The sequence below is a fragment of the Methylobacillus sp. genome, from assembly GCF_036844465.1.
Taxonomy (GTDB): domain Bacteria; phylum Pseudomonadota; class Gammaproteobacteria; order Burkholderiales; family Methylophilaceae; genus Methylobacillus.
Genome location: NZ_DAIUFW010000009.1, coordinates 34,764 through 57,278, shown reverse-complemented (window position 1 = coordinate 57,278; position 22,515 = coordinate 34,764). Strand labels below are relative to the sequence as shown.

The following is a 22,515-nucleotide window of genomic DNA, read 5'->3' as shown; positions in this document are numbered from 1 at the left end:
GATGCGGCGAGCGTTCTATGAAGGCAACTCGAGACGAGCAGCCAAGTTAATCGCGTCTACTACAGTCGTAACGATGGCGGTCGCACACGTAGCCAGCATCAGGTTCACGGGAAAGCCAAAGTTTTCGATCACTGCGCCATCCGAGCAGGTCAACAACCCCTCGTCATTGCAAAGATGGGTAGACGGGTCAATTCTCAACATCATTGGTCGCCGATCCTGACATATCCCAATCACAGGGATACCAGAACTCCAGGCAAGTCCGCACTCAAAAGCAGTTCCGGAATCCGGTTCGATTGAGCTTCTGAAGGGCTTCAGGTTTGCAATCACCACATGGGCTTCGCGTATTTTCGCTACATTTTCCCTGAAAATAACATTCGGATCGCTGATCTCATCATCGCCGGGAAAAAGAGGGTATATATTTTTCGCCTCACACACCTCCCTTAAAAACTCTTTCTTCCTTCGATAGCCCGCAAAGAATAAGTCGGGACCGGCAAAATAGACTAGCTTGCGCATAAGGCCTCCGAAACAGCAATCCAAACTAACTGACCGTCTTTGTTCTTACCCAACTCAATAAAACCCGGCGCTGCATTTTCTGCTAACACAGAAAACTGTTCGTCCGTTAAACCCAAATCAGCCGCTTTGTACCATTTTAATCCGCGCTTTTCTAAATACGGCTTACCTTGCATCGCTTTGAGAACCAAAGCAAGCGCCTCCGGCTGATCTTTAATATTGCCTTGACACTCTTCTGCGAACGCACTTAGTTTTTCTTTATCTTTTTTTCGTAGTTTTTTCAACTGCTTTTCTTTGCGCTCGCGATCCATCTCATCTTCCTTTTCAACGATCATTACCGCTTTTTCTTCAGCCTGCTTTTCGATGACTTTCGAAAGCTCATGCATCACATCCTCATCGAGGACATCATCGCTTCCAGGTTGATCAGAAGCCTCGTTGGCCCCAGAGAGGCCACCTTCCTCGTCAGTCATCTCAAGATCGTTCTCAAAGCTTTCGTTCTGAATGGCACCTCTTTCACCTGAGATGAAATTGTCGAGAGCTGCACTAACAGCGGCAGATGTTTGTTCAGCGGGTTCTTCAGAAAGGGATGATGCCCCGTCTGGTGCTACCTTTTCCTGGGCATTGTTTGGCTTCACTTCAGCCGCAGGAGAGGAAGCCTCCGCAGGCGCTTGATCTTGTGCGCCGCCGTCATTGACTTGAGCTACAGCCGAGTTGTCTTGCCCGATGCCCTCAGCGGGAAGATGCGCATCTTCAGTGTGGACCTCAAAAAGCGCAGGGTGGTCGAACAGGCTGGAGAGCCCGGGGAGGATGTGTTTTGGCATGATCACAACAGCACCACGCCACGTTGCCACATGCTTCCCGTTCGAAGCATTAAAGAACGAAACCGAATAGGTTCTGAGCGGAGGCGCAGGATTTGATGAGGAACGCATGTTCGGGTTAGGGTCGAACAAAACTTCCTGGTCAGCAAGCACTTCGAGGAGAGCCCTCTTCAGGTCTTCAGTTGGATTGACGGCCAGCTTTTGGCCGAGAAACCGGAGAAGTTCACGCTCTTTGAAAACAACGATCTCACCTCTCTTCTGGCCTATAGTTTGCGCCTTGTTACTCCCATTGACGCGACCAGGTTCGGAAGTAAGCTCCTGAAAAGCCGCCCAAAGGCGAGTCATGAATTCCACCGTTTGCTGTCCGGTTTGAACCGATGGAGCTATGCCAGATTCGATTTGGCCTGCGGACCGATCTGCCGCAATCAGTAGCTCCATCAAGGCGTGCGTACGGTCGTCATATGCACGCTGCCCCTTATCGAGCGGGAAAGACTGGGGCCGATGGTAGTACCCGACAGCTCCAAGAATTGCCTCCTGGTCGCTTCGTGGGATCTGCCAAAACTCGTCGAGTTTTGTCACCATAAGCGCTGAGACGCTATCGTGCTCGTGAGTTTCTTTAAGGACTTCACCCGTCTTGGGATCGCGCAGGAAGGTTTTTAGCTTCCCAATATCATGAGCGAGCGCGATGATACCTACTAGGGGGTCCGCGGGATCAAAGGTGTAGCTGGTGTCCCGGAGGGCTGTCACCAAATCACCCTTCGGCGTCTTCAATCCCTCATAGGTCCAAGTAGGCGCGATAACGATCGCTCTTTCGCAGACCAACAGCGAATGTTCCCACAGAGTTTTTCCTCCATGACCTCCGCGAACGTGAGACGCAGGCATCTTCGGGTCAGATAGCAGGATGCGAAGAATCTGCTTTGCGAGACGGTAATGTTCGGGGTGCGCTCTCTTGAGATATGAAAGCCACCGATCAACTGAATCCCTCCCCGTTTTTTGTGGAACGTTCTGCGCCATGGGGATGTGATATGGAGGAATGGGAGGTGCCCCAAGGGAGCAGCTCAAACCACGAACCCTTTTCCCCTTTAAATACTTGCTCAAAAGATATTCGTTAATGATGTAGGCAGAAACGACTATGCCAATGGCGATGAAGATGGCAAGACTGATGGAAGACCCTGCCTCTAGCACGTAGCTAGACAGTTCTTCTGTTCCATTCCATGAGCCATCAAATAGCCCATAGAGCGTTAGGCAAAACCACCAGAATGAAGTCACCAAGGCAACGGACTGGACAAGTTTGTAGCGCATTCCACACAACCCGAAAAATGAAAAAGGGGGCCTAGCCGATAAACCGGCGCCCCCTTGTCTCAAAACCAACCTTTCTCAAAGCGTATCGAAAAGCGCTTGCGCCTCTGCGTCACTCACTTCGGCCACCGGAGACTGCTTCGAACCGCCCCCGGCCAACAAGGCTGCCTTCTGTTGCTCAATCCGGCGAGCTCGCGCTTCCGCGCGTTGGCGCTGGGAGTCCTGAAGCTCTTGGCGCATCTTGACCATCCACTCCGGAGTGACCTTGATTTCATTCTTGGTCGTTACCCCAGGCGCGGTTGTACATTCAATGAAATGGATTTTCCGTACGGGCTCAATGCCCGTTTCAGGATCAATCGGCTCTCCCGTCCTTTTCACGTCGGCCAGTAGCCGGCCAACGATCTCACATGCGGCGCCGCGCATCACGCGCTCATACACAGCCGATGCCAAACGCCCGTAGTAGCGAACCGGGATCAGTTGAGACTCATCCTCTTTTTGTCTGAGCAGAATCTCGCATCGCGCTCGAATTCCCTTTTCAGGGTTCGGGGCCCGGAAGCGTGTCGCAGCGATGATGCCGGCCAGACGGACCATATTGCTCGAGTCAGAAAGCTTGTCGTCCCTGCCGCTAAAGAGCTTGACGCCGTGGTCCTCGAAGTTCGTCGTCGGGGCACCTGCCACTGGAATCTTGTCAAACGCCGAATCGATCGGCATGTCGAGAACGGTTGCCACATCGAAGCCGACTGCGGTCGCAACAACAGTCCGAATCGGCTCCTTCGTCACAGGGTCTTCGCCGATGATCTTACCGGTCAGGTTGCAGATCGCTCGAAGCGGCTTCAGATCGTGAAACTGAGGCGGGATCTCGTCGTTCTTTCGCAGAACAAGGTCGAGGTTATGGTTATCCAGGTTGGTCTGCTGGATCTGGAAGTGACGACCATCTCCTGCCTTGCGTCGCAGATACCCAGCGAACCACCCCACATTCAAGAAGCCGTCAGGGTACTGGTACAGGGCTGCGATACGTCTGCGCTCTTGTGAAAGCATGATGATTCCCTATTTCGTGGCATCGGAAGTGTTACATCTAGGATAGATGATAACTCGACGCCACCAGATTGCAAGCAATCCAGGGCATACTCGCAGGAACCAGTTGCAAACTGTGCGTATCTGTGATAATCGGATCGGCGCCGACGTCGTAACCAAACGCTACAAGCTGAAGAAAAATCCTTCCTTTCAGACGAAGGAAGGAAGCACAGAGCGCCTTTTTTGCGCATACAATGACCATGCAGAACGCAAGGTGTGATGGAAAACAAGGAACCAATGCAAGACCGTACAGGCCGTTTCCGGACGGGAGCCTGTTTTTTTGCATCGGTACTACATGCATCCCAATCCACCAAGAGAGAATTCGACCCAAAGACTTAACATCGGAAATAACATGACCAAGGATATCCCCAAGGGGAAGCCGCTGATTGACGCCATTCATAAACGTAAATGGGAGTTGGGCGTAACAACACAAGACGCCGCAGCTGCAATCAATCTTTCTCCGCCTTATTTCCAAGCAATGCTTTCAGGAACAAGGCCGATTCAGAGCATGTCTGATGAAGCCAAGCGCCTTCTTGCGGAATGGCTTGGAGTAAGTACGGTCGATGTTTATATCCTGGCCGAGATTTTGGAACCCAACGACTTCCTGATTGAGCAGGATCTTGGGGATCGGATGCGTCTTACTATTCAAAAGATAAGTGAAGACCCAACCGTAAGTCAGTTTGCTCCAAGCAAGGACGAGTGGGACATCCTTTCGGACAGAACAAAATTCTTTATCTGCATGATCTACGAAAGAATGTACGAAACTGAGATACTTAGAAAGATACAGCGAAAAGAGTGGGTTATTGAAGAGCCCAAGACAAAGAGATCTCGGACGAAGAAGAAAGACGCCGACGCAGAACAGAGCTCTTCCGGCGAATGAACCGCATATAGTTTTTATCGCGGTGCAACGAGATACCCGCAGAGCAACAAAAAACCCCGTCACAAGCAATACAGGCTTGTGACGGGGTTAGGTTTCTAGAACCAAGCTTCCTCTGCTGCACTCTGAAGCATTGCATCAGCGATTTCAATCTCAGCCTCTGTCGTTCGCTTCGTAGAAGCTTTTGCCGCAGGAGCCTTCTTCTGCAAAGTGATCTTGAATCGCTCAGAGTCATCCTTGCGGAACTGCTCAGCAAGCATAACGAGATCGATGCCGTGGTGCTCCTTCACGCTCTCGAAAAGCGCGCCGTAATCCACCGCTCCCTTGCTTGAGTACTTGGTGGCGACGATGCCGCAACCTTCGTACGACGACTCTCCATTAGCTGCAAGAAGGTTCTCGATGTCTTTTGCACGCGCATCGAGGGTTTCTTTTGCCATGTCGTACTCAAGCTTCGCTTGACGCCATGCACTTGCTGCATCGATCCAAGCATCGGTCGCAGGGATGTCATCGTTGATGACAGCCTCCCTGAAAGTCTTTGCTTCAGCGTACAAACGCTGCTGCTCCAGCGGATCAGACTGCACGGGGATCTTGATCCCCTTCCCCGCCCAATAGACCCAGAAGTCCATCGAGAGGATCTCGCCATTCGATGCAAACATCTGCCACTGCATCTGGGCGAGATAGTAAGCAGGGATTTCACCGGCTTGCGCGGAAACCCATAGCTTCGGCGCATCCCCGTAGCGGGAGTATGGGCACTTGATCTCAACGGCTTTTGTGCCCGTCAAGGTCAAACCATCGAGACTGGCAGCAACCCACGGAATGCCATCATGTTCGATGCAGCACGGCTGGGCATAATCGCCATGATCCTGAATCCAGGCAGCCAAAGCCTCATCTTCCGTCTCTACGCCATGCGCCATAGCAGGGTTCATCTTGTCTGGCTCCCTGCGGCCGGTCATCTCTTCCCACAACTGATACCTCGACTTGAAGGGCGAGATGCCGGCGATCACGGCGATGTTGCTTGCAGTGATTCGCGGGCCGTCAATGTCCTTTCCTGCCCTCCAGTCGTGCCACTCCTGGCTACGCTGGTCGAGTTTAACGATCTTCATAACGATTTCCTCCTATTAAGGTCAGTGATGCGGGGAGGAAATGCGGGTACTAAAGGAAGAAAACGTGCGGGAGGCGTCAACGCGCTGCAGGCTGGCAGGAGGCATCGCACGGAATGAGGTATTTTCCCTTATCGTCTTTGGCAAGGATGTACCACCGTTTTGTCTGGAGCTCGGGCATCCCCTCCCAGACAGGCCGAGAGAAGTTATGTCCCACATTGGCGAGGCTGATCTCACCTTCCTTTTTCGAATAGGTGATGAACACCTCAGGAACTTCCTTCTTCGCCTCAAGCGCCGACGCGACTTTTGTCCCAGCAAACGCACCGACTCCAACCTTGACGACCGCATCAACCGGCACCTTGAACCAGGGAACAAACAGTCCGAGATCAGGGTTACTTACGTCGAATTTCACCTCTTGCAGATAGACCAGGTCGCGGCCTTGTGTGTCTTTGGTCATCGAAGCGCACCCCATAGCAAGCGCAGCCAAGGCTAAAGCCAGAGCCGCTGTGACCTTAATTTTCATTTTCTGCTGCATCTCAAAATCTCCAGACGAAAAAAAACGCACACACTCAAAGAATGAGCATGTGCGTTTTGGTTATTACATCGGAAGTGAATCAGCAGCAACTTGCTGCTTTGCACCACCTTGGCGTTCAGCCTTCTCTTCACCAGTCTGAAGACTGATGAACTTCTCGCCCTGGGGACGCTCTTTGCCGGCGCCAACTTCGCGAACGAAGCCGGAAAGCCAGACTTTGCGGCCGCCGCCGACCTCAAGGTCGCCGTTGTAATACGGCACGTCGGAGTCAGGCACTGCCTTGTTGCGCGCCTTCTCGAGACGCTCCTTCGCTTTCGATCGTTCCTCTTCAGTCATCTTGAAAAGGGTTCCACGAAGCCCGCCTGCGACCGAAATAATGTAGCGGCCGTCATGGACGGCACATTCGATTGGGAGCCGACCAAAAGCACCCGGCGCGTAAGATCCGTCCTGCTGCCTCACGTCCTGAGCCGACAAATGTCCAGCCAGAACAACAGCGGCTTTGACGCCCTTACCGACAGGGATCTCGCGGGCCTTGGATTTCTCCTCAGCATTGAGGGTGAACATGGCGCCCTGAAGGGCCGAAGTGATGGTGATGATGCTCATAATATTCTCCTAGTAGGTAGTTGGACTGCACGAGTGAGATGCAGTCCGTCGATTGGTAAAAATTGAATTTCACATGCAACGCTGCATGAACCTACTTTAATCCTATCAGAATGTACAACCGAGCTAGGCACCCTCAAGGCTTTGCTCTTTCGCGATCTCCTCCATCAGCTGCTGCTTACGAGTCAGCAGCCACTCCTGAACGCCTTTCTCCAGGCGCACGGCAGCCGCGCCCCCTCTGTACCTCTTGATGAGCTCGAAAGTCGATACCCACCATGCCTGAACATCCACTTGCCCCTCGTTCTTGAGACGAAGCGCCTTCTTTGCCCACGACTTGCACTCGCAGACGTGCCTGAAGTCTTCCGAATAGGTGTCGCCCTTGTTTTCCATTTTTCGCTCCTGTTGAGACTGCACAGGAGAGATGTCAAAGGCCAGTAATGAAAAGCCCGCCGCTCACAATGTGGTTTGTGAGGGCGGGCGAGTGGGTGCTAGAACCAGGCTTCGGACACAGCATCTTCTGGCAGCATATAGTCCTCTGCCGTGTACTGAATCACTGATGACTCATCCAGGTTCCGCAAGGTGGAAAAGGAGATCTCCGCCTCGGTGCCAGCATAGTTCGAGCGGATGTTCTCGCTGAAGTACTTCCCCCTACTGGAGGACTTCTTCCAAGCGGCCCATACGTTTTGAGATACACCATCGTAGACGTAGCCGCTGCCGCTTGAGAACACAACACCCAGCCTTTGCTTGAGGACGTCGTATCCGGCAGTGGCTACCGAGCTCGAGGCCATCTTGTAGCCCTTGCTGAACTTCACCTTCATGCCACCCTCCGTCGCAACGAAGCCAGCAGCACGTCATTGATATCTCCGTCCTTGGGGCAATCGACCCATGCACGAATTCCCTCAGACTGAAGTTCACTTGATAGGTCTGCTGCTGCAGTCTGACCTGGTCCATCAGGGTCGAACTTGATGATTACAGTCCGATCTGCAAGGAGCGGATTCCATGCATGGTTCCACTGCCGGCAACCTGGAACAGCAATCACCTCGTCCTCGTACCCCATTGCCACAAGTGACAACAGGTCTATCAGACCTTCCACCAGCGCAACCGTACCCCTGCCTTCGTTCCATCGCCACGGCATGAGTACGCTCCCATGTCGCAGCGCCTTTGGCCCGTATGACTCACCAGGGAGGCGACGGAATTCAACCGCATCATTACCGGGAAACCCGAACATGATCGGTCGATAGACGATAGCAGGGAGCTTCTTTTCCGGACTAAGCAACCCGCTTGCCAACAACAGTTTATTCCCGACAGTGCGGGCCACCTGGCTTGCTGCGATTCCCACATCGGACGAGAGCATCCGGAGATACCCTTTATCGTGAGCCTCCCTCAACAGTGGCATTGGCAGCCCTCGCTCCTGAGTGAGGTAGGTGACTACGTTGTAGTCCCAGTATCCAGCCTGAGCATCCAGTAGCTTCTGCATTGCCTCAGCAACCAAGCCAGCGTCCGGAGACGAAGGAATGGCCGCTCTCCTACTATGGCGAAACGGGACAACAACCCGTGCGTCTCCGGCAAGCTTAGCTGCTGCTTCCTTGTGAGAGCAGCGGTAGTACAAAGCCGCTGCCTCAATCACATCTCCATGTGACCCACACGCGAAGCACCGAAAAAACTCTCCTTTCCCAGAAAGAGTCGTCTTTCTGGAATCGTGCTCACTTGGACCGCAGTGAGGGCAGCTGGACCAGCGAGGCCCAGTTCTTGTCTCCACCGGCTCCCCCAGTATTGATGCCAAGAACGACGACAGCGGAACTTGCTTCCTGACTTCTTCGTACATGTTTCATCTCCTTATTCAGGCGTTGATCTGCACGAAGGTAATGCGACCTCAACGATAAGAACTCGACAGGTGTGTTGGCGACCACGGCCGCTAGAGGTGAGAAACAGTTCACAGATAGCAAAAACAAGCAATGGTAAAATTCAGTAAAAATGACACCAAAATACTGATGCATCCAGCCCAGGCGCGTCGGCGCACCGACCCATTCATGAGTGCCCTTCGCAAACTGCGGTACATGCAGTCCGAGGCGGAGGTTGAGGTATTGGTTTCTGCTGCGCTGACAGTCGCCGGAATGCGTTCATGGTTCTTGATGATTGGGTCCAAGGAAACAGATGGCCTGTTCGGTGGAACCAGCGTCCTAGCCATGAGTTCAGACGCGACCGGATGGATGCCCCGGTACGCGAAGAACAACTGGGCGCTCATTGATCCGTTCGTTCTGCATACTCAGCACTCAAACACCCCAATCTTTGTGCCGTACGACGTTGATGGTGTGTCAACTGGCCAGAAAGAATTCTTGAAGGAGTTCTACGGTTCCCTGTTCCCCTACGGAGTGGTCGTCCCGATTCATCTTGCTCAGGACCGTCTGGCCCTCTTGTACGCTGGGAACAACCAAGAGCTATCACGCAAGACTCTCGAAGAGGCGGTACCGATCGTTGCAGCAATCGGGCAGGAGGCTGCGATCTGGCTGGAGGCGCAAAGGGAAGCTGAAGAACGAAATCGAGTTCTTCCCCTAACGGAAACTGAGCTTGAGCTTCTCAGCCTCGCACGGAGGGGGTTCTCTACGAAAGACATCGCGGCCATGCAGAAAATGACTACAACCACCGTGAACAACATCTTCCGCAGAGCCAACGAAAAACTTGGTACGCGCTCTAGGCAAGACGCAGCGGTCACAGCAGAGCGGCTTGGCCTCTACCGCGCCGCAATGATCTCAAAACGCATCGTCTCTATGACGAAAGTCATATAAGCTACTGTTCTAGCAGTACTTTATATAACACTTTCCTACCAAAGCACTGCGCGCAAGTCAAGAAAGGAGGCGTTGCGCTGCGCTGCAAAAATGCCCTTGTGTTTGCTGGACGAAATCCTCTGCGCATGTAAAATTCCTTTTACTAGGTACGAATTGTGCACACAGAATTTCATAGTAAAACCACAAGAGGACGACCATGCATCAAGAAGCATCGCTCACTGACGCTATCGGCAAAGCCCTCCTTGGCTTTGAGCCAGGGCAGACCGAAATGGACTTCGGCACGCTCTGCACCAGGAGCGTTACTGCGCTCGAGTCTGTTTCTGAACCTGTTGAAGCTGTCGATCTACTGATCACAGTGATCTCCTGCCTCTCGAATCGCAGCCTTGACGCAGATGAGCACAGCAAGTTCCGCGAGATGGCCGAATCCCTGGGGCGTGTCTGGACCAAAAAGGCCAACTGCTCACACTAAACAGAGATGCCGAAATTTCTCACAGCAGTAGATGCGATCAAGGCCTATCGCGCGGGAAGCCTTACTGCAGACAATTTTCTCTGCTACCTCTATCAGGATTCCCGCGCTCGTTACATCGTCAAAGTAGTCGTACGTAAAACCGGAGTGCGACCATCGCTCTCCGAAGAACTGTTCCAAGAGTCAGTTCTGGTCATCTACAAGCTCCTTGACAAGATCGACGAGCCTGAAGGCTTCTACAGCTTCTGGTACACCATCGCATGGCGTTCATCCCAGACGATACGGCGCCTTTACCCCAGCCGCGAGATCCTTGACTCCCAACGAAGCGAGAACCAAGAACCAGGGGAAGAGGATAGAATCAGCGCCGAAGAGGCTGATACAAGCCTTTTGCCGCTTGACGAAGGCAGCGCAACAGCTTTCGCGCGCTCCAAGTTTTCTGAAAAACTTGCGGAAGACCTCTTGCACAGGGAAATCGTCGCAATGACCACCAAGACCAAGAAGCCTCGACAAGTCGTCGGCTTTGTCTCTAATAGCGTCCAACAAGGCGTCATCAAAGTCGAAACGAGCGAGAAAAAACCAAGAACCGACCTCTCCCCTGAGCAGGCGGAACTAGCGGCTATCCGCGGCGAACTTGGTATCAAGATTGACGACTACGCTCTCGCCCTGAACATCCCGCGTGATCGCTTGACGAGCTACTTGTATGGCAGAGCCAATGTTCCTGCTGAGGTGCTCATCTCTGCTCGGGAACTGCGATATGCCAGCAGCGCAAACTCCGATTACCCTCAGAAGATCAAGACCCTGTTTTCAGACTGGCGTCATCGCTTGTCGATCACTCCGAACGATGATGTGAAGCTTGCAGCAGCACTTGGGATCACCGTTGAGCGCCTGAAGGCGATCGAGTCCGGCAAAGAGCCAATAACATCCCTTCAGACGGATGAGTTCAATAAGCTGGTTGAGCGTTTTGAAGTCTTTCTTGCCTGATGATTGCTCATCTCTTGGGCCTGACACCACTTCCGCAGCGCCCCTCCGCAGCTCCAGTTCGAAGAATCCTCGTTGAAGATGCCGTCCGCACCCCGCCCAGTCCAGCTCGGGCAAGTTTCAGAGACACTGTTCTTCGCGTTTTAACAGAACAGCCGCTTACGGTGCCGGAGCTCGCTGACGAGTTGAAAGTCAGCGTCAAAGTGGCCGCAGCAGAGGTCAGAAAACTGAGCCACTCCGGGTTGGTTGCAGAGGAAGGCGTTTTTTTCACAGGCAAGCGCTCTCTTCCCCTCTTCAAGGCAACGAAGACCGCTCACCTGCCCAAGAAGTGAGTTAGCGCCCTATCTCCTTCGCGCTCTCGATGTCATCGGCCCCTGCTGTATCTGCATGTCGAGCTGCGTCAGGTCGATGCGCATAGATCTCCGTTGTTGTCACAGAACTATGGCCAAGCTGGTCTCGCACTGAAATCAAGTTAGCTCCCTGGCGAATCCACCGGCTCGCGGCGGCGTGACGATACAGGTGAGGGTGCAGATTCGCCGACAGTCCCCTCGGGCTATTTTCATCGAATACAGCATCAAGGCCCGCCGCAACGATCCGCTTATGCATAGCCCGTCGCGTGATGGGTTTTTTAGGGTCCCATTTCGAACCTACAAGCGGCCAGTCTTCACCCCTGGGCTCGGGACTCAACCCGACGTCCAAGCGGTACGCGGCAAGCAACCTCAAACAGACCTTGCTCACTGCAACGTCGCGCCGCTTAAGCCCTTTCCCGACCACCGCCAAGAACCAGGCACCGTCTGACACAAAGAGATCGCTCATCCTGGCTGAGCACAGTTCGCTTACACGCAACCCGAGAAAATACAAGGCCCCAACAGACCATCGATCGGAAATACTGGCTCCTGCTTCATCATCGAGCCACTGCCTGACCGCGCTTTCGACAGACGACTCCAACTGCTTCCGCGTTCGCTGGCTACGGTTTTTTTTGCGCGCGTTCTTCTGCCAAGCACGGTAGAACTTAACCGGGTTCATGCTGACTCGCCTGCTTTCATGCAGGAACGAGTAAAGGTTCGCGATCACGCTCAGCGCCCTCTCCACCGAGGTAGAGGAAAGCCCTGCGCTGGCAAAGGGACGCCAATCTGGCGAGCCAATCGGCCGTCGAGGACCGATCAGATCGGCAGGAGGGTTCCGGAGCCACTCTTCGAAATCCTGGAGATCTTCATAGACAAGTCCATCAAGCGAAATTGACCGCGTCTTCATCCATGCCAGAAAGCGCAGTGTTTCTGCCTTGTACGCAGCCATGGTGTTTTCAGAGGCGGCGCCTACGGCGTCGAGCCAGAGGCGAATTAGCTCTTCGTCGCTGTTGGCGCGTACCAAGGCTCGAGGCAGACGATCGGGAGCGGCCTCCTCCAGCCTTGTAACCTGCCCCTTCTGAACCAGATCCACATCACCGATCATCAAGCACCTTCCTCCCGGCCGGTTTCGACCATGCAGGACCACAAATCCTCTTCCGATTCGAACCAGACCAGATCGTCACCATCCCATCGTCGCACAGCCACCATGCACCCGCCGGCGAAGAGTTTTTTTACTTCCGCAACGACCCACTCCTCACCCTCCTCGATCTCCCCTCTCGACTCCGTGGCAATCAGGATCGCTCCTGGACAAAGGAATGAGTAGAGCGGCTCGCCAGAAACTGTTTCCTCAGCCGGTTCATCCTCGAAGATCCCAGTGGCACCTGGGCCCACCTCGAGATCGGGCTTGGTCTTCTGCTGTGCAAGCCGACTGATCTTCATGAACCGCGCTTCGGCCCGCGTAAGAACAGGCAACCCATTAACCGCATCGACCCATCGCTGCTCAACTTCATCTCCCGTGAAGACGCGGCTCAGATGACGGACCGTAACCCCCCATCGATACGCAAGGTTCGAGAGCGACCAGCCTTTCGCGGAAGCTGCTTCGCGCAGTTCGTTCCTGGCCAACCGTTGCGTGCGCTCTCTGATCATCGGCGATCAACCCGCGGGTCACTGAATTCTGAACTTACGGCCATCTGTGTCACTGAATCTTGAAATCTAGGCCTCTATTTTAGACATCGGCGTCTATTAATACAAACTTAAACATTTGATTTTAATTGATTCATGGGCAATCAAAGGCCACCGCCTTAAGTGTTTTAGAACCGCCATCTTCCATGCCCCCCCCTTCCAAAGTTCCCATAATGGGGGGTTATGGGAACCAACTGACCATAACTAATAAGTTTTGGACGTTTGACGTCCGAAAAACGTTTGGAAAAATCCGATACAATCAGAGTCCTTAGCACTACAATCAGATCGAGAATCCAGTGAGCGCACTGACGCAAAATGCAGCAACCGACGAACCCAAGGGGCGACAAGGGCTGCCGGCCCTTTCCCACACACTTATCCACACAAATCTGAGGACAACGGGACGTGCGCAGCGCTTTTTCCGCTTGGCTCAGGCTAGTGCGAGCCTTCCTGCATCACGGCGCCCTGCTTTTGGCTGGCCGTGCGGTCTCGAGGCGTCCACCGACCGCTCACCGAGGCCTGTTCATCCACCTGTTCACGCTCAACGTGCTGACGCTCGCACTTGGCTCAGCCCTTCGATCCTGGCCCCTGACGGTGATGCAGCTGGTGGCCACAGTCCTGCTCGCAGCTTTGTTCCTGGTGGCGTGCGTTCGCCTATGCGAGTACCTGTGTCGCTACCTGGCAGGCAGCTCCGCGTTGAGCGATGGCGCTTCATGGCTGCTCCTGCTCACGCTCCTCCCTGCCACGACGATCGAAACGATCTCGTCAGCGCTCGGCGCATCAGTCTCTCCGCTGCTGACGGCATTGGCCCTCACCCGGCTGCCGCAGCAAATACGTGAACTCCAAAAACTCAAGGACAAGGACCCAAGCCATGACCTCTGAACAGACAGCAAACACCTATAGCGGCCTCACCGTGACATGGCACTTCGTGGCAGCCACCGTATTCGTCTTCTTGAGCACGATGCTGGCGGCGATGGCCGTGCGCGGTTACGCCCCGCTCCTGAGCGGTAGCCTCTCTGCTGCGTTCCTCGGGACCACCGTCCTAAGCGCCTTTGCGGGCTACGGCCTGCAACAGAGGAAGCGCTGGGCGGTAGGCCTGAGCCACATCCTTACAGGAGTGATCGCCATCGGCGCTTTGGCCCTGATCCTGATGCCGCACTACGCGCCCGAGATCGCCCCGCGTACCAACCTGCCCTTCTGTGCGGTAGTACTCCTCACCTCGATGGCCTGCCTTGTCTCAGGGCACCTCGCCATTCGCTCGAAAGGGGCCACTCGATGAGAGCCACCGCAGTTTCCTTCGAGGACGTTCGGAACGCCTTCTTCGAAGTTCTCGCCGAAGGAGGAAATCCAACATTCGAGGCGATCTACACCAAAATCGGCCGCAGAGGCGGCGCAGATGTGGTCAGGAAGCTCATTGCCGAGGTCAAGACAGAAGCGGCAAACCTGCACGAAAAGCTCACGCTCTCACGCATGCCAGGAGTGCCTGACCCCTTGGTCGATCTGCTCAATGAGTTCGCGCGTACATCATGGGATCTGGCCCTGGACGGAGCCACCAAGAATCTCGAGGCAGCTCGGGCTGACCTGGAGCGTAAGGAAGACGCGCTCGAGGAAGAAAACAAGGCCCTACGGGCGACCGCAGATGACTTCGTACAGAAGGCTCTACTGCTGCAGAAGGAGCTTGCCGGCCTCGAGCGTATGTGTGCTGAGCGCACAGAGCGCATCCAGGCGCTCACAGAAGAGGTCCAGCACCTCACGGAGCGCAACGAGAACCTGCACGCCGAGATCGCCCATTACCAGAGACGGATTGGCGAACTTGAGGGCAGCGTCCAGGCTGAACGCGAGCGTGGTGATCGCTTGCTCGCATCAGCGACGGAACGTCACGAGGTCGCGCTCGCCTCCCTGACTGAGCGTCACCAAGCCTTGGTTGCCGAGCTAAGGGCGGAAGCCGAGCGGCAGATGAAGCTTGCCGATGACCGAGCAGACGGCGACCGAAAGCATCTTTTGAAGCAAACAGACGACCTTCGACAGGAGTTCGTCAGGAAAGAAAGCTCGCTTAAACAAGCGCTTGAAGGCGCTCAAATAAATGAGAAAAAAGCACGGGAAGAACTGCGAGATTGCCGCAAGGAGAGCGCCGGACTGAGAGAACAGCTTGCGGAAGCCAATGGAAAAATTACAGCGCTATCAAGCATTGAGGCCTTGATCGGGTCGCTTAGGACAGCAAATAACACACCGGAACGTAAGGAGCAGGACTGATGAGGTACGACGAAATTGAGCGTTCGCTAGGGGTAGGCTCTGAGGACAGTGATCGCGTTATCGATGCCGAGCTCGTATCACCCGGGCGACTGAGGCTGATCACGATTGCATCGTTGGTCATCTCCATGGTAGCTGTGGCTACCGCTGCATGGTTTGCAGCCGTCGCCACGACTCGGCCAGCAGAGCAGAGTGCTGTCCATCAGTCCTCGCAACCCCTTGTTGATGTGGTTCGTCAGGATGCATTTGATGCGCTACACGCCTCAATTGATGACCGGGAAGAAACATACAAGGCCCTGTTCGAAGCCAACCAGGATCGCGTCTCAAGCCTCGAGGCACGCACGAAGCAACTTGAAACCGCGCTTGCCGCTCTGCTGCCGCTGATCGGGAACGCAATGAGTGCGATTGAGGAGTCTCCACGCTCCGAAGCCGCGACGAAAACAACACCTCAGAAACCTGTTGAAAAAAAACCGCAAGTAGCGATGCCTGCCAGACAAGCAGCTCCTCAACCGTCCGTAGCCACAATCGCTCCTCCTCCCCCGCGCCCGGCTCAAACGGTCGTGCCGCCCATCGCCCCTACACCAACGCAGACCTCAACAATCGACGAGACCTCGCTGCCGATGCGCGTCATCAGCAAACAGGCTGCTGGCATTCAATTCAAGGGAGAAAGCGAGATTATGGACTCGAGTGGCAAGTCCGTACGAGCTGGGCAGACTGCAGCAGGTCTCGACGGAAAGGTCCTACGAATCAGCCCAGAAGAAGGCTTGGTCATCACCGACCAACGAATCTACGTACTCGAGTGAGGCGCCCCATGTTCAAACTTCCAGGCAAAGGGAAAGACCGTAAGCAAACTTCTCATGAGACAGCCCAAGGTCTTGGCATCACTTCTCTGATCGCGAAGGGTGTGACCGTCAAGGGAGCTATGGACCTCCAGGCGGGAATCAAGATTCACGGCCGCGTGCTGGGCGACGTCACGATCGCGGACGGATCAGGCGTCGTTCTGTTGCACGCAGAATCAGAGGTCTTTGGTTCAATCCTCGCTGAGCGCGTATTTGTGGCCGGAACAGTTCAAGGTGACATTCGCGCTCGGGAAGTTCACCTGTACGGGACTGCCAACGTCACTGGGGAAGTGAGCTACGGCACGATTGTGATACACGATGGTGCGATCCTGAATGGCTATGCACATCACAAAAATGCTGACCGGTCCCTACTTCGCGAAAAGGTGCAAACCAAAGTCGTTATCGACGCAAAATAGATTCAATTTCCTTCAAAGAAGATTGCTTTGTAAAAGGATTCCGTCGACATAAGCTAACTGATAGAATCGGTAACGCGCCTTCTTAGGCCAAAAGAATACAGAAAATCAGACCGATTAGAATTTCTGCGAGAAACCATCTAGCGAAGAAAATCAGACATTGAAAACACAAAGCCCTGGGATCGAGGTACGAACTCGAGCCCAGGGCTTATGTGTACAACTTGCGATTACGTGTGATACGTGATCTGTACTTGCTAAGAAAAATCGGTTGGCGCCGATAAATCCAATCCCACAACGATGGAGCTATCTTAGCAAGTGCAAATTACGCGTCAAGGGCTTCTGTCGACTTTTTGCCAGAAAAAGGGAAAAGTCGAACTCTTGGACCGTCTTTTGTGGCCTCCTCATACTCTGCTGCCCCGCTGTCTTCACAGCCACGGCGGCTTCCCAAGCTCCTCGTCGACGCTAAAGCGCGCGTCTTCGATTCGCTCAAATTTCTAGACCTGAGCACCCTTGCCCGGCGCACGCTGTCGGGGCTCCTCACTTTCCTGAATATCAGGAAGCTCGATCAGCCTTTGTGGCCTGAAAGAGAAGTCCTACGCAAGGAGTGCCATCTGGGCAGCGTTGAAACGCTAAGTCGCGGCATTCGAGAACTCTCCGATCGCGGCTACCTGGTCAGAGAGCAATGGCGACGACGCGACGCAGCTCGCCATGGACAGTTCGCTTATTCCAAAACATGGCTGACGAATCGTTGCCTGCTTGAACTTGACCTCATCTGCCCTGCCCCACAGATCGACCCCTCGCAAGACCAGCTTGATGCTATCGAGGCATGGGAGGCCATCCAAGCAGCAGTCCCCGTCACCGATCTGATTCTGGACGCAGAAGAAGGCGCAGGAGACGACGAAAAGCATTTAGACAGCCCACCCTATCCCGACGAACCATTCGAGGCGCTAGCCGCCCCAGAATCGCGTTTTGCCACGGAAGTGCGCGACGACAGCGACGCACATTCCCTCGAAAAATTTTATCCACAGGCGCCGTCGGTCAATTTGACCCTCGGTATACATGAGAGTGAACGTCCCACTAAACCTCAACTCATAAGAGAACAACCCAGAACCGCCAGTGCAAGATCAACCGGCAGGTCATCAGGGGACTTTTCTGAAAAACTTCAAAACCAGATAGACCCGTCAAGCCGTTTACCAGTCGAGCTGACCGCCTTGTTTGACTATGGCTTGAACAAGCCGACCATTGCTTATCTCATGCGACTTGCCAGAGAGGCCGACAAGACTGGAGCCCTTGGGTCGATCTGGAAGCTTGCGAAGTCTCGAATCGATGCGCTGAAACTGCAAGGCAGATCTGTCTTCAAATACCTTCGTGCCATGATCAACAAGCCAACTGACTTCGCACGGGTCGCGTCGAATAAGGCCCAAACTGAAGCGATCAAGCGGGCGCAGTCTGAAGCTGCGCGACACGTTGAGATCAAGTGCGACGAGCTCGAGGGGCAGCTTTTCAGGGGCGAAGGAGGGACGATGATTCAAGTCGAAGCAAACGGACTTCTGCGTGTTCATAGGCCGGGAGACGTGGTGCGATACGGCCGGATGAACGCAGAGTTTCTCGAAGCACTTGCAGCCGGGCACTTACGTCGGATCGTAGCGGCTTAATTGAGAGCCAATAAGCCTCATGCATGAATCTATGTGGCGGAGTTGATCGATAAAGGCCAGTTTTCGGAGACACAGTTAAATGACGAAGAACTACCGCAGTGAAGCACTCGGCGCTATCCACGAGACAATGGAAGCGCTCTCCGAGATTGGCGCAGTCGACAAGCGCACCATGCGCGAGTTTGACGAAGCGTGCCTCACGTCCGTTGAGGCTTTGTCGCCCGATGAGATTCGTGCGTTGCGCGAGCGTGAGCACCTGTCTCAGCCGGTTTTTGCCCGCTACCTGAATGTCAGTAAGAATTTGATTTCGGACTGGGAGCGTGGCGTCAAGAAGCCGGGTGGACCGGCGCTGCGGCTGCTCACAGTCGTCAAGAAAAATGGAATTCAAGCCATCGCCTGATAGTTCGAGTTGGATCAGCACGGGCGCAGATGCAAGCGACCTTCTTCCACTGCCTGCATAAAGCGCAGGTTAGCCGGCAGCGCAACGCGGCCGCGCTTGGGATCAAACCCCTCCACGTATCCAGTTTCACCGTTTGCGCGCAGCGTCCCAATTGATTGACCTTCGGCGTTGCGAACCTGGAAGCCGTCCCCGCGTGCAAGCAAGACCGCCAGCTTCTCCGACAGCCGCGCAGTGGCTGAGGCAGTGAGTACGCCATCGATTTCGTTCGCGTACTGCTGCTTGAGCAGGTAGGCGTAGTCGCGTTTCTGGCTGAGGACTTTGCGCAGATAGGCAAAGACCGATCTGCCTCTTAGCCCATGGATGTGCTGCCAGAAGAGCTTCACTGCTGCGCCAAGCGCACCTTGCTGACCTTGGCGCTTGGCGTGGGCCATCAGGGTGCAGATCAGCGTCTTGGAGACACCAAGCTTCATGAGTGGCGTCACGTCGTGGGGCAGACGGGTGTGGGGATCGATGTTTTCAGAAGAATCCTTCAGCGACGACGGGTCGGGTAGGGATTCGCGCGTGGGAAGTTGTCCTTTTAGCTGTAGATCAAGGGTAGGTTCACTCTCTTGTATACCGTGTGTCACTGTGAGACACGGCTCCTGTGGATAAGTGGCGTACGGGGTGACGGTCGTTGGCTCCCGGGGGGGCGTGTCTGCTTCCCAGCCTGTTTCGTCATCCTCCCAGTCGGCGCGACCGTCTTCCCACGCCTCGAGGATCTCTGCCTGGTGCTGTGCCTCGCAGGTTTCAAGCGAAGCATCGATCTCGAGCAGTCCGGCGGCACTGGAGAGTGAATCGACAGAGGAGGGGAGGGCGTCGAACTCAGCGGAGGAGGATGGGGGTACTCCAACTTCTGTGTGCTGTTCGTCCTCAATCGAGGAGGCCTGCGTTGATGCGGGCGAGGTCGAGAGTATCCGAGAGCCTGCCAGCCCGAGCATCAACAATGTCTTGTCGAGGACGTAGATGTGACTTCGACTGAACTGCCCATAGGATCGACGGCCCCAGTTGCGGACTTGCTCACGACGGATGTAGCCCTTGTCTTCGGCTTCCTGAAGGCCACGAAAAAGTTTGGAGCGACTACTGAGCAGGGTTTCAGCTTGAAGCGTGTCACGAAAGGCAAAAACAGGTTGCTCAGGATGGCCAAGCTTAAAAAAGGCCAGCACACCGTAAAGCACCTGGCGCGCGGTCTGCGACAGGTCCTGGCAGTACAGGCGGTTCATCACCGCGGCTCGTGCGTTGATCAGGGGGGCAGGGAGAAAGCGCGGACGTGGTCCGTCGCAGTCCCCTCGGCCCGCATTGAGGCGAATTGGAGTAGTCACGTGAAAAAGTCCGGGTTCGCCTTTTTCAAGGCAATAGAATCCCTTGACGTTTCCCGGCTGTTTGATACCATTCACCTCAGTTGGCGGTGAGGTCTGACCGGTTGGCCCCGGTTTGGTATCAGACACCAGAAAAGCATCACCCTTTTCAAGAAAGCCCGGCTCGGTTGGCCCCGAGACCGGGTTTTTCTTTTGTCAGCAGGATGTGTCTTTGTTTTGGTCGCTACATCGCGATCTCCAGTCTATAAACGTGCGAAACCCCGCTCGGGGGCGGGGTTGCGTGATGGTCAGCAGGACTTTAGAGGCCGGGTGATGCGGGCGTCCGCTGGGGGGCGCCGTAGTATCCGATTTACCATCTCTGCTAACCTAAAAATAAAAAATCGTTAATTATCATGCAGTTGCTAGTAGCAACTCAGTCACCAGTGGCTTTTGCGTGTCTTTTGATCAGATCTTCGATCTCGGCCATCAGCGCCTCCGTGACTGATCCATTAGCGAAGTCCAGTCGAAGCGAAGATCCGGCCCTCCGAACAGAGCAGAATGTTGTATTGCCTCTTCGAATCGTGATGATCTCTGGGTCTGCTTTCTTATTTTCTTTGATCTTCCCTGAAGCCTTGATCAGAGAGATCGCATGTTTCATCGTGATCTCTTCAGAGGCGACTTTTTCAAGGGCTTGTGCGATCGCCTCAGGGGGATGGCTTTCAACGAGCTTCGACAGCTCCGAAATCGCGTTGACGCCGAATTTCTCTGGGTTCCTCTCAATGACATTCAATGCCAAAGACGGTAGTGATGCGAACGCCATGAGGCGAGAAACAATACTTTTGTTGATCCCGGCCTCTTCAGCAATCTCCGTTTGATTCTTGCCTGTCGATGCCATCCGTCCCTTGAACCCAAGATATCTGTGGTAGTCAGGGAGTTCGTTCGATAGCAGGTTCGAGTAGAAGGCTGCCCGCTCGACGCCGTCATCATCGAGATCGACGACGTGAACGTCGATCTCTGTGCGCTCGAGCTCTCGGTATGCGGCCACACGGTTGTGGCCGGCGATGATCTCGAAACGGCCGTTATCGATTGCGCGGACAGTTACCGGCGTCGCAAGAGGATTGTTCGCCAGGTTCTCCACGAGTTGCTGGTACTGCTCGTCGGTGAGCTTCCTGCGTCGGCCGGGCACTTCTTCCAGGAGGTCCAGGCTGACCTTTGCGGTTACGGCAGGGAGTCCTTCCGCGGGCCTTCCGAACTCGCTATCGGCGGGCATAGTGCGAAGCACCAGGCCGACTGGATCGCGTTGCCGCGTTTTCATTTCCTATCCCCTTTGGTTTTCGAGAGCCTGTCGACAATCTTTTCGCGGATGTAAGCCGCGAACGCCCTGTACTCGCAAGCCGATGTTGATGTCGGTTTCGTGATAGAGAGCGGCATGCTGCGCTCTTGAGAGTTTGGCAGGTCTTCACTTACAGAGATCACGTAGGGCGAAACGCTGTCGCTGTAAGTCTCGAGCTCACGCCGCATGCGGCTGATCCGACCGACATTTGTAGAGTAGTGCGTCGGGAGAATGATGAGTTCAGGCTTCAAGCTCCATTCATCCTTAAACACATGAATCTCGGAAATCATCTTGCTGATGCCCTTGATCGAAAAAACATCCATCCGTATCGGCGCAATCAGCAGGTCAGCGGCGACCATTCCCGAGGATGTGGTAGTCGAAACGGTAGGTGGGCAGTCGAGAATGATTGCGTCATAGATGCTGGTGTCAAAACCGGGGATCGCACCCTTTGCAGCTTCATCGAGCATGTTGCGCAAGAACCGCTCACGGTTTCCTGTCGCGACAAGAAGAGTCCGTTCGATGCTGCTCAGGAATGTGTCGGCGGGGACGAGATGAGGCCCGTGTTCCCCAAAGGGCTTTTTGATGAGACTTTTCAGGTCATAGGGCATCTGCCTAACGCGGCCGCCTTGCTGCGAGCTCACGTATGCCTCAAGGACATTCGCGAGCGTTTCGCGGACCACTGCCTTCTCACTCAAGCCGAAACTTTCGGCTTCCTCCATCATGATGTCAGGTTCGTAACCCATGATTTGTGTTGCGGAGGCCTGAGAGTCAAGGTCGATCAGCAGCGTCCGAAAGCCCAGTAGTTGAAGCTCAACGGCCAGCTCAACAGAGGTGACTGTTTTGCCTGTCCCGCCTTTGCACACGGTCACAGCAATGACGAACGGCTTTCCATGAGTCTGAGGAACCTTGAGATAACCCTGCATCCGTCGCCAGAGCGCAATCTCGAAAATCTGCGAGGGCTCATAGATCCGGATGGGGGGTGCCCCAGGGTTCGTATCGGAAGCTCTCCGAATGTCGAAGTTCTCCGAGTAACCCCGGAGCGTGACATCTGTGACGCCAAGCATCGCTGCCGCCTGTCGAATCCGATAGGTCACGCTTCCGATGTCTGCAAAAGTGTCTCGAGGTTGGCTCATGGTGTGTTTGTTGTCGTTGAACTATGGTTGCATTTATAGCCAAAATCGAGACTTGATGCAAATACCTTCTAAGTGAATGTTAGCAGGGCGACCT

Annotated in this window: 26 protein-coding genes; 12 read left to right on the top strand and 14 right to left on the bottom strand. The window is 54.5% G+C overall.

What is annotated here, in order from left to right; translation table 11 throughout:
* Positions 1–15: 15 nt before the first annotated feature.
* The 3 genes from V7Z75_RS11680 to V7Z75_RS11670 form a co-directional block, all read right to left on the bottom strand.
* Positions 16–513, bottom strand: a complete 498-nt coding sequence (locus V7Z75_RS11680) for a nucleoside 2-deoxyribosyltransferase (protein ID WP_334108849.1) — start codon at positions 511–513, stop codon at positions 16–18.
* A complete protein-coding gene (locus V7Z75_RS11675) occupies positions 501–2,630 on the bottom strand; it encodes an HD domain-containing protein (RefSeq protein WP_334108848.1) in 2,130 nt (709 codons plus the stop codon). The genes V7Z75_RS11680 and V7Z75_RS11675 overlap by 13 nt, the downstream gene beginning before the upstream one ends.
* Positions 2,631–2,705: 75 nt before the next feature.
* Positions 2,706–3,665, bottom strand: a complete 960-nt coding sequence (locus tag V7Z75_RS11670; RefSeq protein WP_048704727.1) for a hypothetical protein — start codon at positions 3,663–3,665, stop codon at positions 2,706–2,708.
* A 388-nt stretch (positions 3,666–4,053) separates the two neighbouring features.
* On the opposite strand from V7Z75_RS11670, the gene V7Z75_RS11665 reads away from it, so the two are divergent.
* Positions 4,054–4,581 (top strand): hypothetical protein, encoded by a 528-nt coding sequence (locus V7Z75_RS11665; RefSeq protein WP_048704725.1) that lies wholly within the window; start codon positions 4,054–4,056, stop codon positions 4,579–4,581.
* Between the two features lie 95 nt (positions 4,582–4,676).
* Here V7Z75_RS11665 and V7Z75_RS11660 read toward each other — a convergent pair whose 3' ends face one another.
* The 6 genes from V7Z75_RS11660 to V7Z75_RS11635 all read right to left on the bottom strand — a co-directional run bounded on the left by V7Z75_RS11660 (position 4,677) and on the right by V7Z75_RS11635 (position 8,635).
* Positions 4,677–5,681 (bottom strand): YqaJ viral recombinase family protein, encoded by a 1,005-nt coding sequence (locus V7Z75_RS11660; RefSeq protein ID WP_334108847.1) that lies wholly within the window; start codon positions 5,679–5,681, stop codon positions 4,677–4,679.
* A 76-nt stretch (positions 5,682–5,757) separates the two neighbouring features.
* Positions 5,758–6,213, bottom strand: coding sequence for a hypothetical protein (locus tag V7Z75_RS11655; RefSeq protein WP_334108846.1), 456 nt, complete (start codon positions 6,211–6,213; stop codon positions 5,758–5,760).
* Positions 6,214–6,276: 63 nt separating this feature from the next.
* Entirely contained in the window at positions 6,277–6,813 is a 537-nt protein-coding gene (locus V7Z75_RS11650) for a hypothetical protein (protein ID WP_334108845.1), read from the bottom strand.
* 123 nt (positions 6,814–6,936) lie between these two features.
* Complete coding sequence (locus tag V7Z75_RS11645; protein ID WP_334108844.1) at positions 6,937–7,200, bottom strand: DUF7696 family protein; 264 nt, start codon at positions 7,198–7,200, stop codon at positions 6,937–6,939.
* A 98-nt stretch (positions 7,201–7,298) separates the two neighbouring features.
* The gene (locus V7Z75_RS11640) at positions 7,299–7,628 is read right to left on the bottom strand and encodes a KTSC domain-containing protein (RefSeq protein WP_334108843.1); all 330 of its coding nucleotides are present in this window, start codon (positions 7,626–7,628) and stop codon (positions 7,299–7,301) included.
* Positions 7,625–8,635 (bottom strand): toprim domain-containing protein, encoded by a 1,011-nt coding sequence (locus tag V7Z75_RS11635; RefSeq protein WP_334108842.1) that lies wholly within the window; start codon positions 8,633–8,635, stop codon positions 7,625–7,627. The genes V7Z75_RS11640 and V7Z75_RS11635 overlap by 4 nt, the downstream gene beginning before the upstream one ends.
* A 130-nt stretch (positions 8,636–8,765) precedes the next feature.
* On the opposite strand from V7Z75_RS11635, the gene V7Z75_RS11630 reads away from it, so the two are divergent.
* From V7Z75_RS11630 to V7Z75_RS11615, 4 genes are all read left to right on the top strand, one after another.
* Positions 8,766–9,596 (top strand): helix-turn-helix transcriptional regulator, encoded by an 831-nt coding sequence (locus V7Z75_RS11630; protein WP_334108841.1) that lies wholly within the window; start codon positions 8,766–8,768, stop codon positions 9,594–9,596.
* A gap of 196 nt (positions 9,597–9,792) precedes the next feature.
* Positions 9,793–10,065 carry a hypothetical protein gene (locus tag V7Z75_RS11625; RefSeq protein ID WP_334108840.1) on the top strand — a complete coding sequence of 91 codons (273 nt, stop codon included), beginning with the start codon at positions 9,793–9,795 and terminating at the stop codon, positions 10,063–10,065.
* A 6-nt stretch (positions 10,066–10,071) separates the two neighbouring features.
* Entirely contained in the window at positions 10,072–11,043 is a 972-nt protein-coding gene (locus tag V7Z75_RS11620; protein ID WP_334108839.1) for a hypothetical protein, read from the top strand.
* Entirely contained in the window at positions 11,043–11,372 is a 330-nt protein-coding gene (locus V7Z75_RS11615) for a hypothetical protein (protein ID WP_334108838.1), read from the top strand. The genes V7Z75_RS11620 and V7Z75_RS11615 overlap by 1 nt, the downstream gene beginning before the upstream one ends.
* A gap of 1 nt (position 11,373) precedes the next feature.
* Here V7Z75_RS11615 and V7Z75_RS11610 read toward each other — a convergent pair whose 3' ends face one another.
* Together V7Z75_RS11610 and V7Z75_RS11605 are read right to left on the bottom strand one after the other, a co-directional pair.
* Complete coding sequence (locus V7Z75_RS11610; protein ID WP_334108868.1) at positions 11,374–12,492, bottom strand: tyrosine-type recombinase/integrase; 1,119 nt, start codon at positions 12,490–12,492, stop codon at positions 11,374–11,376.
* On the bottom strand, positions 12,492–13,034 hold the full coding sequence (locus tag V7Z75_RS11605; protein WP_011254845.1) for a hypothetical protein: 543 nt from the start codon (positions 13,032–13,034) through the stop codon (positions 12,492–12,494). The genes V7Z75_RS11610 and V7Z75_RS11605 overlap by 1 nt, the downstream gene beginning before the upstream one ends.
* Before the next feature lie 438 nt (positions 13,035–13,472).
* Here V7Z75_RS11605 and V7Z75_RS11600 point away from each other — a divergent pair, with 438 nt between their 5' ends.
* The 7 genes from V7Z75_RS11600 to V7Z75_RS11570 all read left to right on the top strand — a co-directional run bounded on the left by V7Z75_RS11600 (position 13,473) and on the right by V7Z75_RS11570 (position 18,621).
* Positions 13,473–13,949: a hypothetical protein gene (locus V7Z75_RS11600; RefSeq protein WP_011254843.1), complete on the top strand. Its 477-nt coding sequence runs from the start codon at positions 13,473–13,475 to the stop codon at positions 13,947–13,949.
* On the top strand, positions 13,939–14,346 hold the full coding sequence (locus tag V7Z75_RS11595) for a hypothetical protein (RefSeq protein ID WP_011254842.1): 408 nt from the start codon (positions 13,939–13,941) through the stop codon (positions 14,344–14,346). The genes V7Z75_RS11600 and V7Z75_RS11595 overlap by 11 nt, the downstream gene beginning before the upstream one ends.
* Positions 14,343–15,320 (top strand): DNA-binding protein, encoded by a 978-nt coding sequence (locus tag V7Z75_RS11590; RefSeq protein ID WP_011254841.1) that lies wholly within the window; start codon positions 14,343–14,345, stop codon positions 15,318–15,320. The genes V7Z75_RS11595 and V7Z75_RS11590 overlap by 4 nt, the downstream gene beginning before the upstream one ends.
* Positions 15,320–16,120: a hypothetical protein gene (locus V7Z75_RS11585; RefSeq protein WP_334108837.1), complete on the top strand. Its 801-nt coding sequence runs from the start codon at positions 15,320–15,322 to the stop codon at positions 16,118–16,120. The genes V7Z75_RS11590 and V7Z75_RS11585 overlap by 1 nt, the downstream gene beginning before the upstream one ends.
* 8 nt (positions 16,121–16,128) lie before the next feature.
* Positions 16,129–16,572, top strand: coding sequence for a bactofilin family protein (locus V7Z75_RS11580; protein ID WP_048704633.1), 444 nt, complete (start codon positions 16,129–16,131; stop codon positions 16,570–16,572).
* 389 nt (positions 16,573–16,961) lie between these two features.
* Positions 16,962–18,224 (top strand): hypothetical protein, encoded by a 1,263-nt coding sequence (locus V7Z75_RS11575; protein WP_157866768.1) that lies wholly within the window; start codon positions 16,962–16,964, stop codon positions 18,222–18,224.
* A 79-nt stretch (positions 18,225–18,303) separates the two neighbouring features.
* Positions 18,304–18,621 (top strand): helix-turn-helix domain-containing protein, encoded by a 318-nt coding sequence (locus V7Z75_RS11570; protein ID WP_334108836.1) that lies wholly within the window; start codon positions 18,304–18,306, stop codon positions 18,619–18,621.
* Positions 18,622–18,635: 14 nt separating this feature from the next.
* On the opposite strand, the gene V7Z75_RS11565 is transcribed toward V7Z75_RS11570, so the two are convergent.
* From V7Z75_RS11565 to V7Z75_RS11555, 3 genes are all read right to left on the bottom strand, one after another.
* Positions 18,636–20,105 (bottom strand): hypothetical protein, encoded by a 1,470-nt coding sequence (locus V7Z75_RS11565; protein ID WP_334108835.1) that lies wholly within the window; start codon positions 20,103–20,105, stop codon positions 18,636–18,638.
* Positions 20,106–20,388: 283 nt separating this feature from the next.
* Positions 20,389–21,270: a ParB/RepB/Spo0J family partition protein gene (locus V7Z75_RS11560; RefSeq protein WP_048704623.1), complete on the bottom strand. Its 882-nt coding sequence runs from the start codon at positions 21,268–21,270 to the stop codon at positions 20,389–20,391.
* Positions 21,267–22,421 carry a ParA family protein gene (locus V7Z75_RS11555; RefSeq protein WP_334108834.1) on the bottom strand — a complete coding sequence of 385 codons (1,155 nt, stop codon included), beginning with the start codon at positions 22,419–22,421 and terminating at the stop codon, positions 21,267–21,269. Before V7Z75_RS11555 ends, V7Z75_RS11560 begins: the two co-directional genes overlap by 4 nt.
* Positions 22,422–22,515 lie beyond the last annotated feature (94 nt).

Bases quoted from the DNA above. Each gene is read 5' to 3' on its own strand.
- V7Z75_RS11650 (WP_334108845.1), bottom strand. From the start codon at position 6,813: ATGAGCATCATCACCATCACTTCGGCCCTTCAGGGCGCCATGTTCACC.
- V7Z75_RS11635 (WP_334108842.1), bottom strand. From the start codon at position 8,635: ATGTACGAAGAAGTCAGGAAGCAAGTTCCGCTGTCGTCGTTCTTGGCA.
- V7Z75_RS11620 (WP_334108839.1), top strand. From the start codon at position 10,072: ATGCCGAAATTTCTCACAGCAGTAGATGCGATCAAGGCCTATCGCGCG.
- V7Z75_RS11660 (WP_334108847.1), bottom strand. From the start codon at position 5,681: ATGAAGATCGTTAAACTCGACCAGCGTAGCCAGGAGTGGCACGACTGG.
- V7Z75_RS11570 (WP_334108836.1), top strand. From the start codon at position 18,304: ATGACGAAGAACTACCGCAGTGAAGCACTCGGCGCTATCCACGAGACA.
- V7Z75_RS11675 (WP_334108848.1), bottom strand. From the start codon at position 2,630: ATGCGCTACAAACTTGTCCAGTCCGTTGCCTTGGTGACTTCATTCTGG.
- V7Z75_RS11610 (WP_334108868.1), bottom strand. From the start codon at position 12,492: ATGATCGGTGATGTGGATCTGGTTCAGAAGGGGCAGGTTACAAGGCTG.
- V7Z75_RS11670 (WP_048704727.1), bottom strand. From the start codon at position 3,665: ATGCTTTCACAAGAGCGCAGACGTATCGCAGCCCTGTACCAGTACCCT.
- V7Z75_RS11615 (WP_334108838.1), top strand. From the start codon at position 11,043: ATGATTGCTCATCTCTTGGGCCTGACACCACTTCCGCAGCGCCCCTCC.
- V7Z75_RS11560 (WP_048704623.1), bottom strand. From the start codon at position 21,270: ATGAAAACGCGGCAACGCGATCCAGTCGGCCTGGTGCTTCGCACTATG.
- V7Z75_RS11655 (WP_334108846.1), bottom strand. From the start codon at position 6,213: ATGCAGCAGAAAATGAAAATTAAGGTCACAGCGGCTCTGGCTTTAGCC.
- V7Z75_RS11595 (WP_011254842.1), top strand. From the start codon at position 13,939: ATGACCTCTGAACAGACAGCAAACACCTATAGCGGCCTCACCGTGACA.
- V7Z75_RS11645 (WP_334108844.1), bottom strand. From the start codon at position 7,200: ATGGAAAACAAGGGCGACACCTATTCGGAAGACTTCAGGCACGTCTGC.
- V7Z75_RS11625 (WP_334108840.1), top strand. From the start codon at position 9,793: ATGCATCAAGAAGCATCGCTCACTGACGCTATCGGCAAAGCCCTCCTT.
- V7Z75_RS11555 (WP_334108834.1), bottom strand. From the start codon at position 22,421: ATGAGCCAACCTCGAGACACTTTTGCAGACATCGGAAGCGTGACCTAT.
- V7Z75_RS11640 (WP_334108843.1), bottom strand. From the start codon at position 7,628: ATGAAGGTGAAGTTCAGCAAGGGCTACAAGATGGCCTCGAGCTCGGTA.
- V7Z75_RS11590 (WP_011254841.1), top strand. From the start codon at position 14,343: ATGAGAGCCACCGCAGTTTCCTTCGAGGACGTTCGGAACGCCTTCTTC.
- V7Z75_RS11605 (WP_011254845.1), bottom strand. From the start codon at position 13,034: ATGATCAGAGAGCGCACGCAACGGTTGGCCAGGAACGAACTGCGCGAA.
- V7Z75_RS11630 (WP_334108841.1), top strand. From the start codon at position 8,766: ATGGTAAAATTCAGTAAAAATGACACCAAAATACTGATGCATCCAGCC.
- V7Z75_RS11580 (WP_048704633.1), top strand. From the start codon at position 16,129: ATGTTCAAACTTCCAGGCAAAGGGAAAGACCGTAAGCAAACTTCTCAT.
- V7Z75_RS11665 (WP_048704725.1), top strand. From the start codon at position 4,054: ATGACCAAGGATATCCCCAAGGGGAAGCCGCTGATTGACGCCATTCAT.
- V7Z75_RS11680 (WP_334108849.1), bottom strand. From the start codon at position 513: ATGCGCAAGCTAGTCTATTTTGCCGGTCCCGACTTATTCTTTGCGGGC.
- V7Z75_RS11585 (WP_334108837.1), top strand. From the start codon at position 15,320: ATGAGGTACGACGAAATTGAGCGTTCGCTAGGGGTAGGCTCTGAGGAC.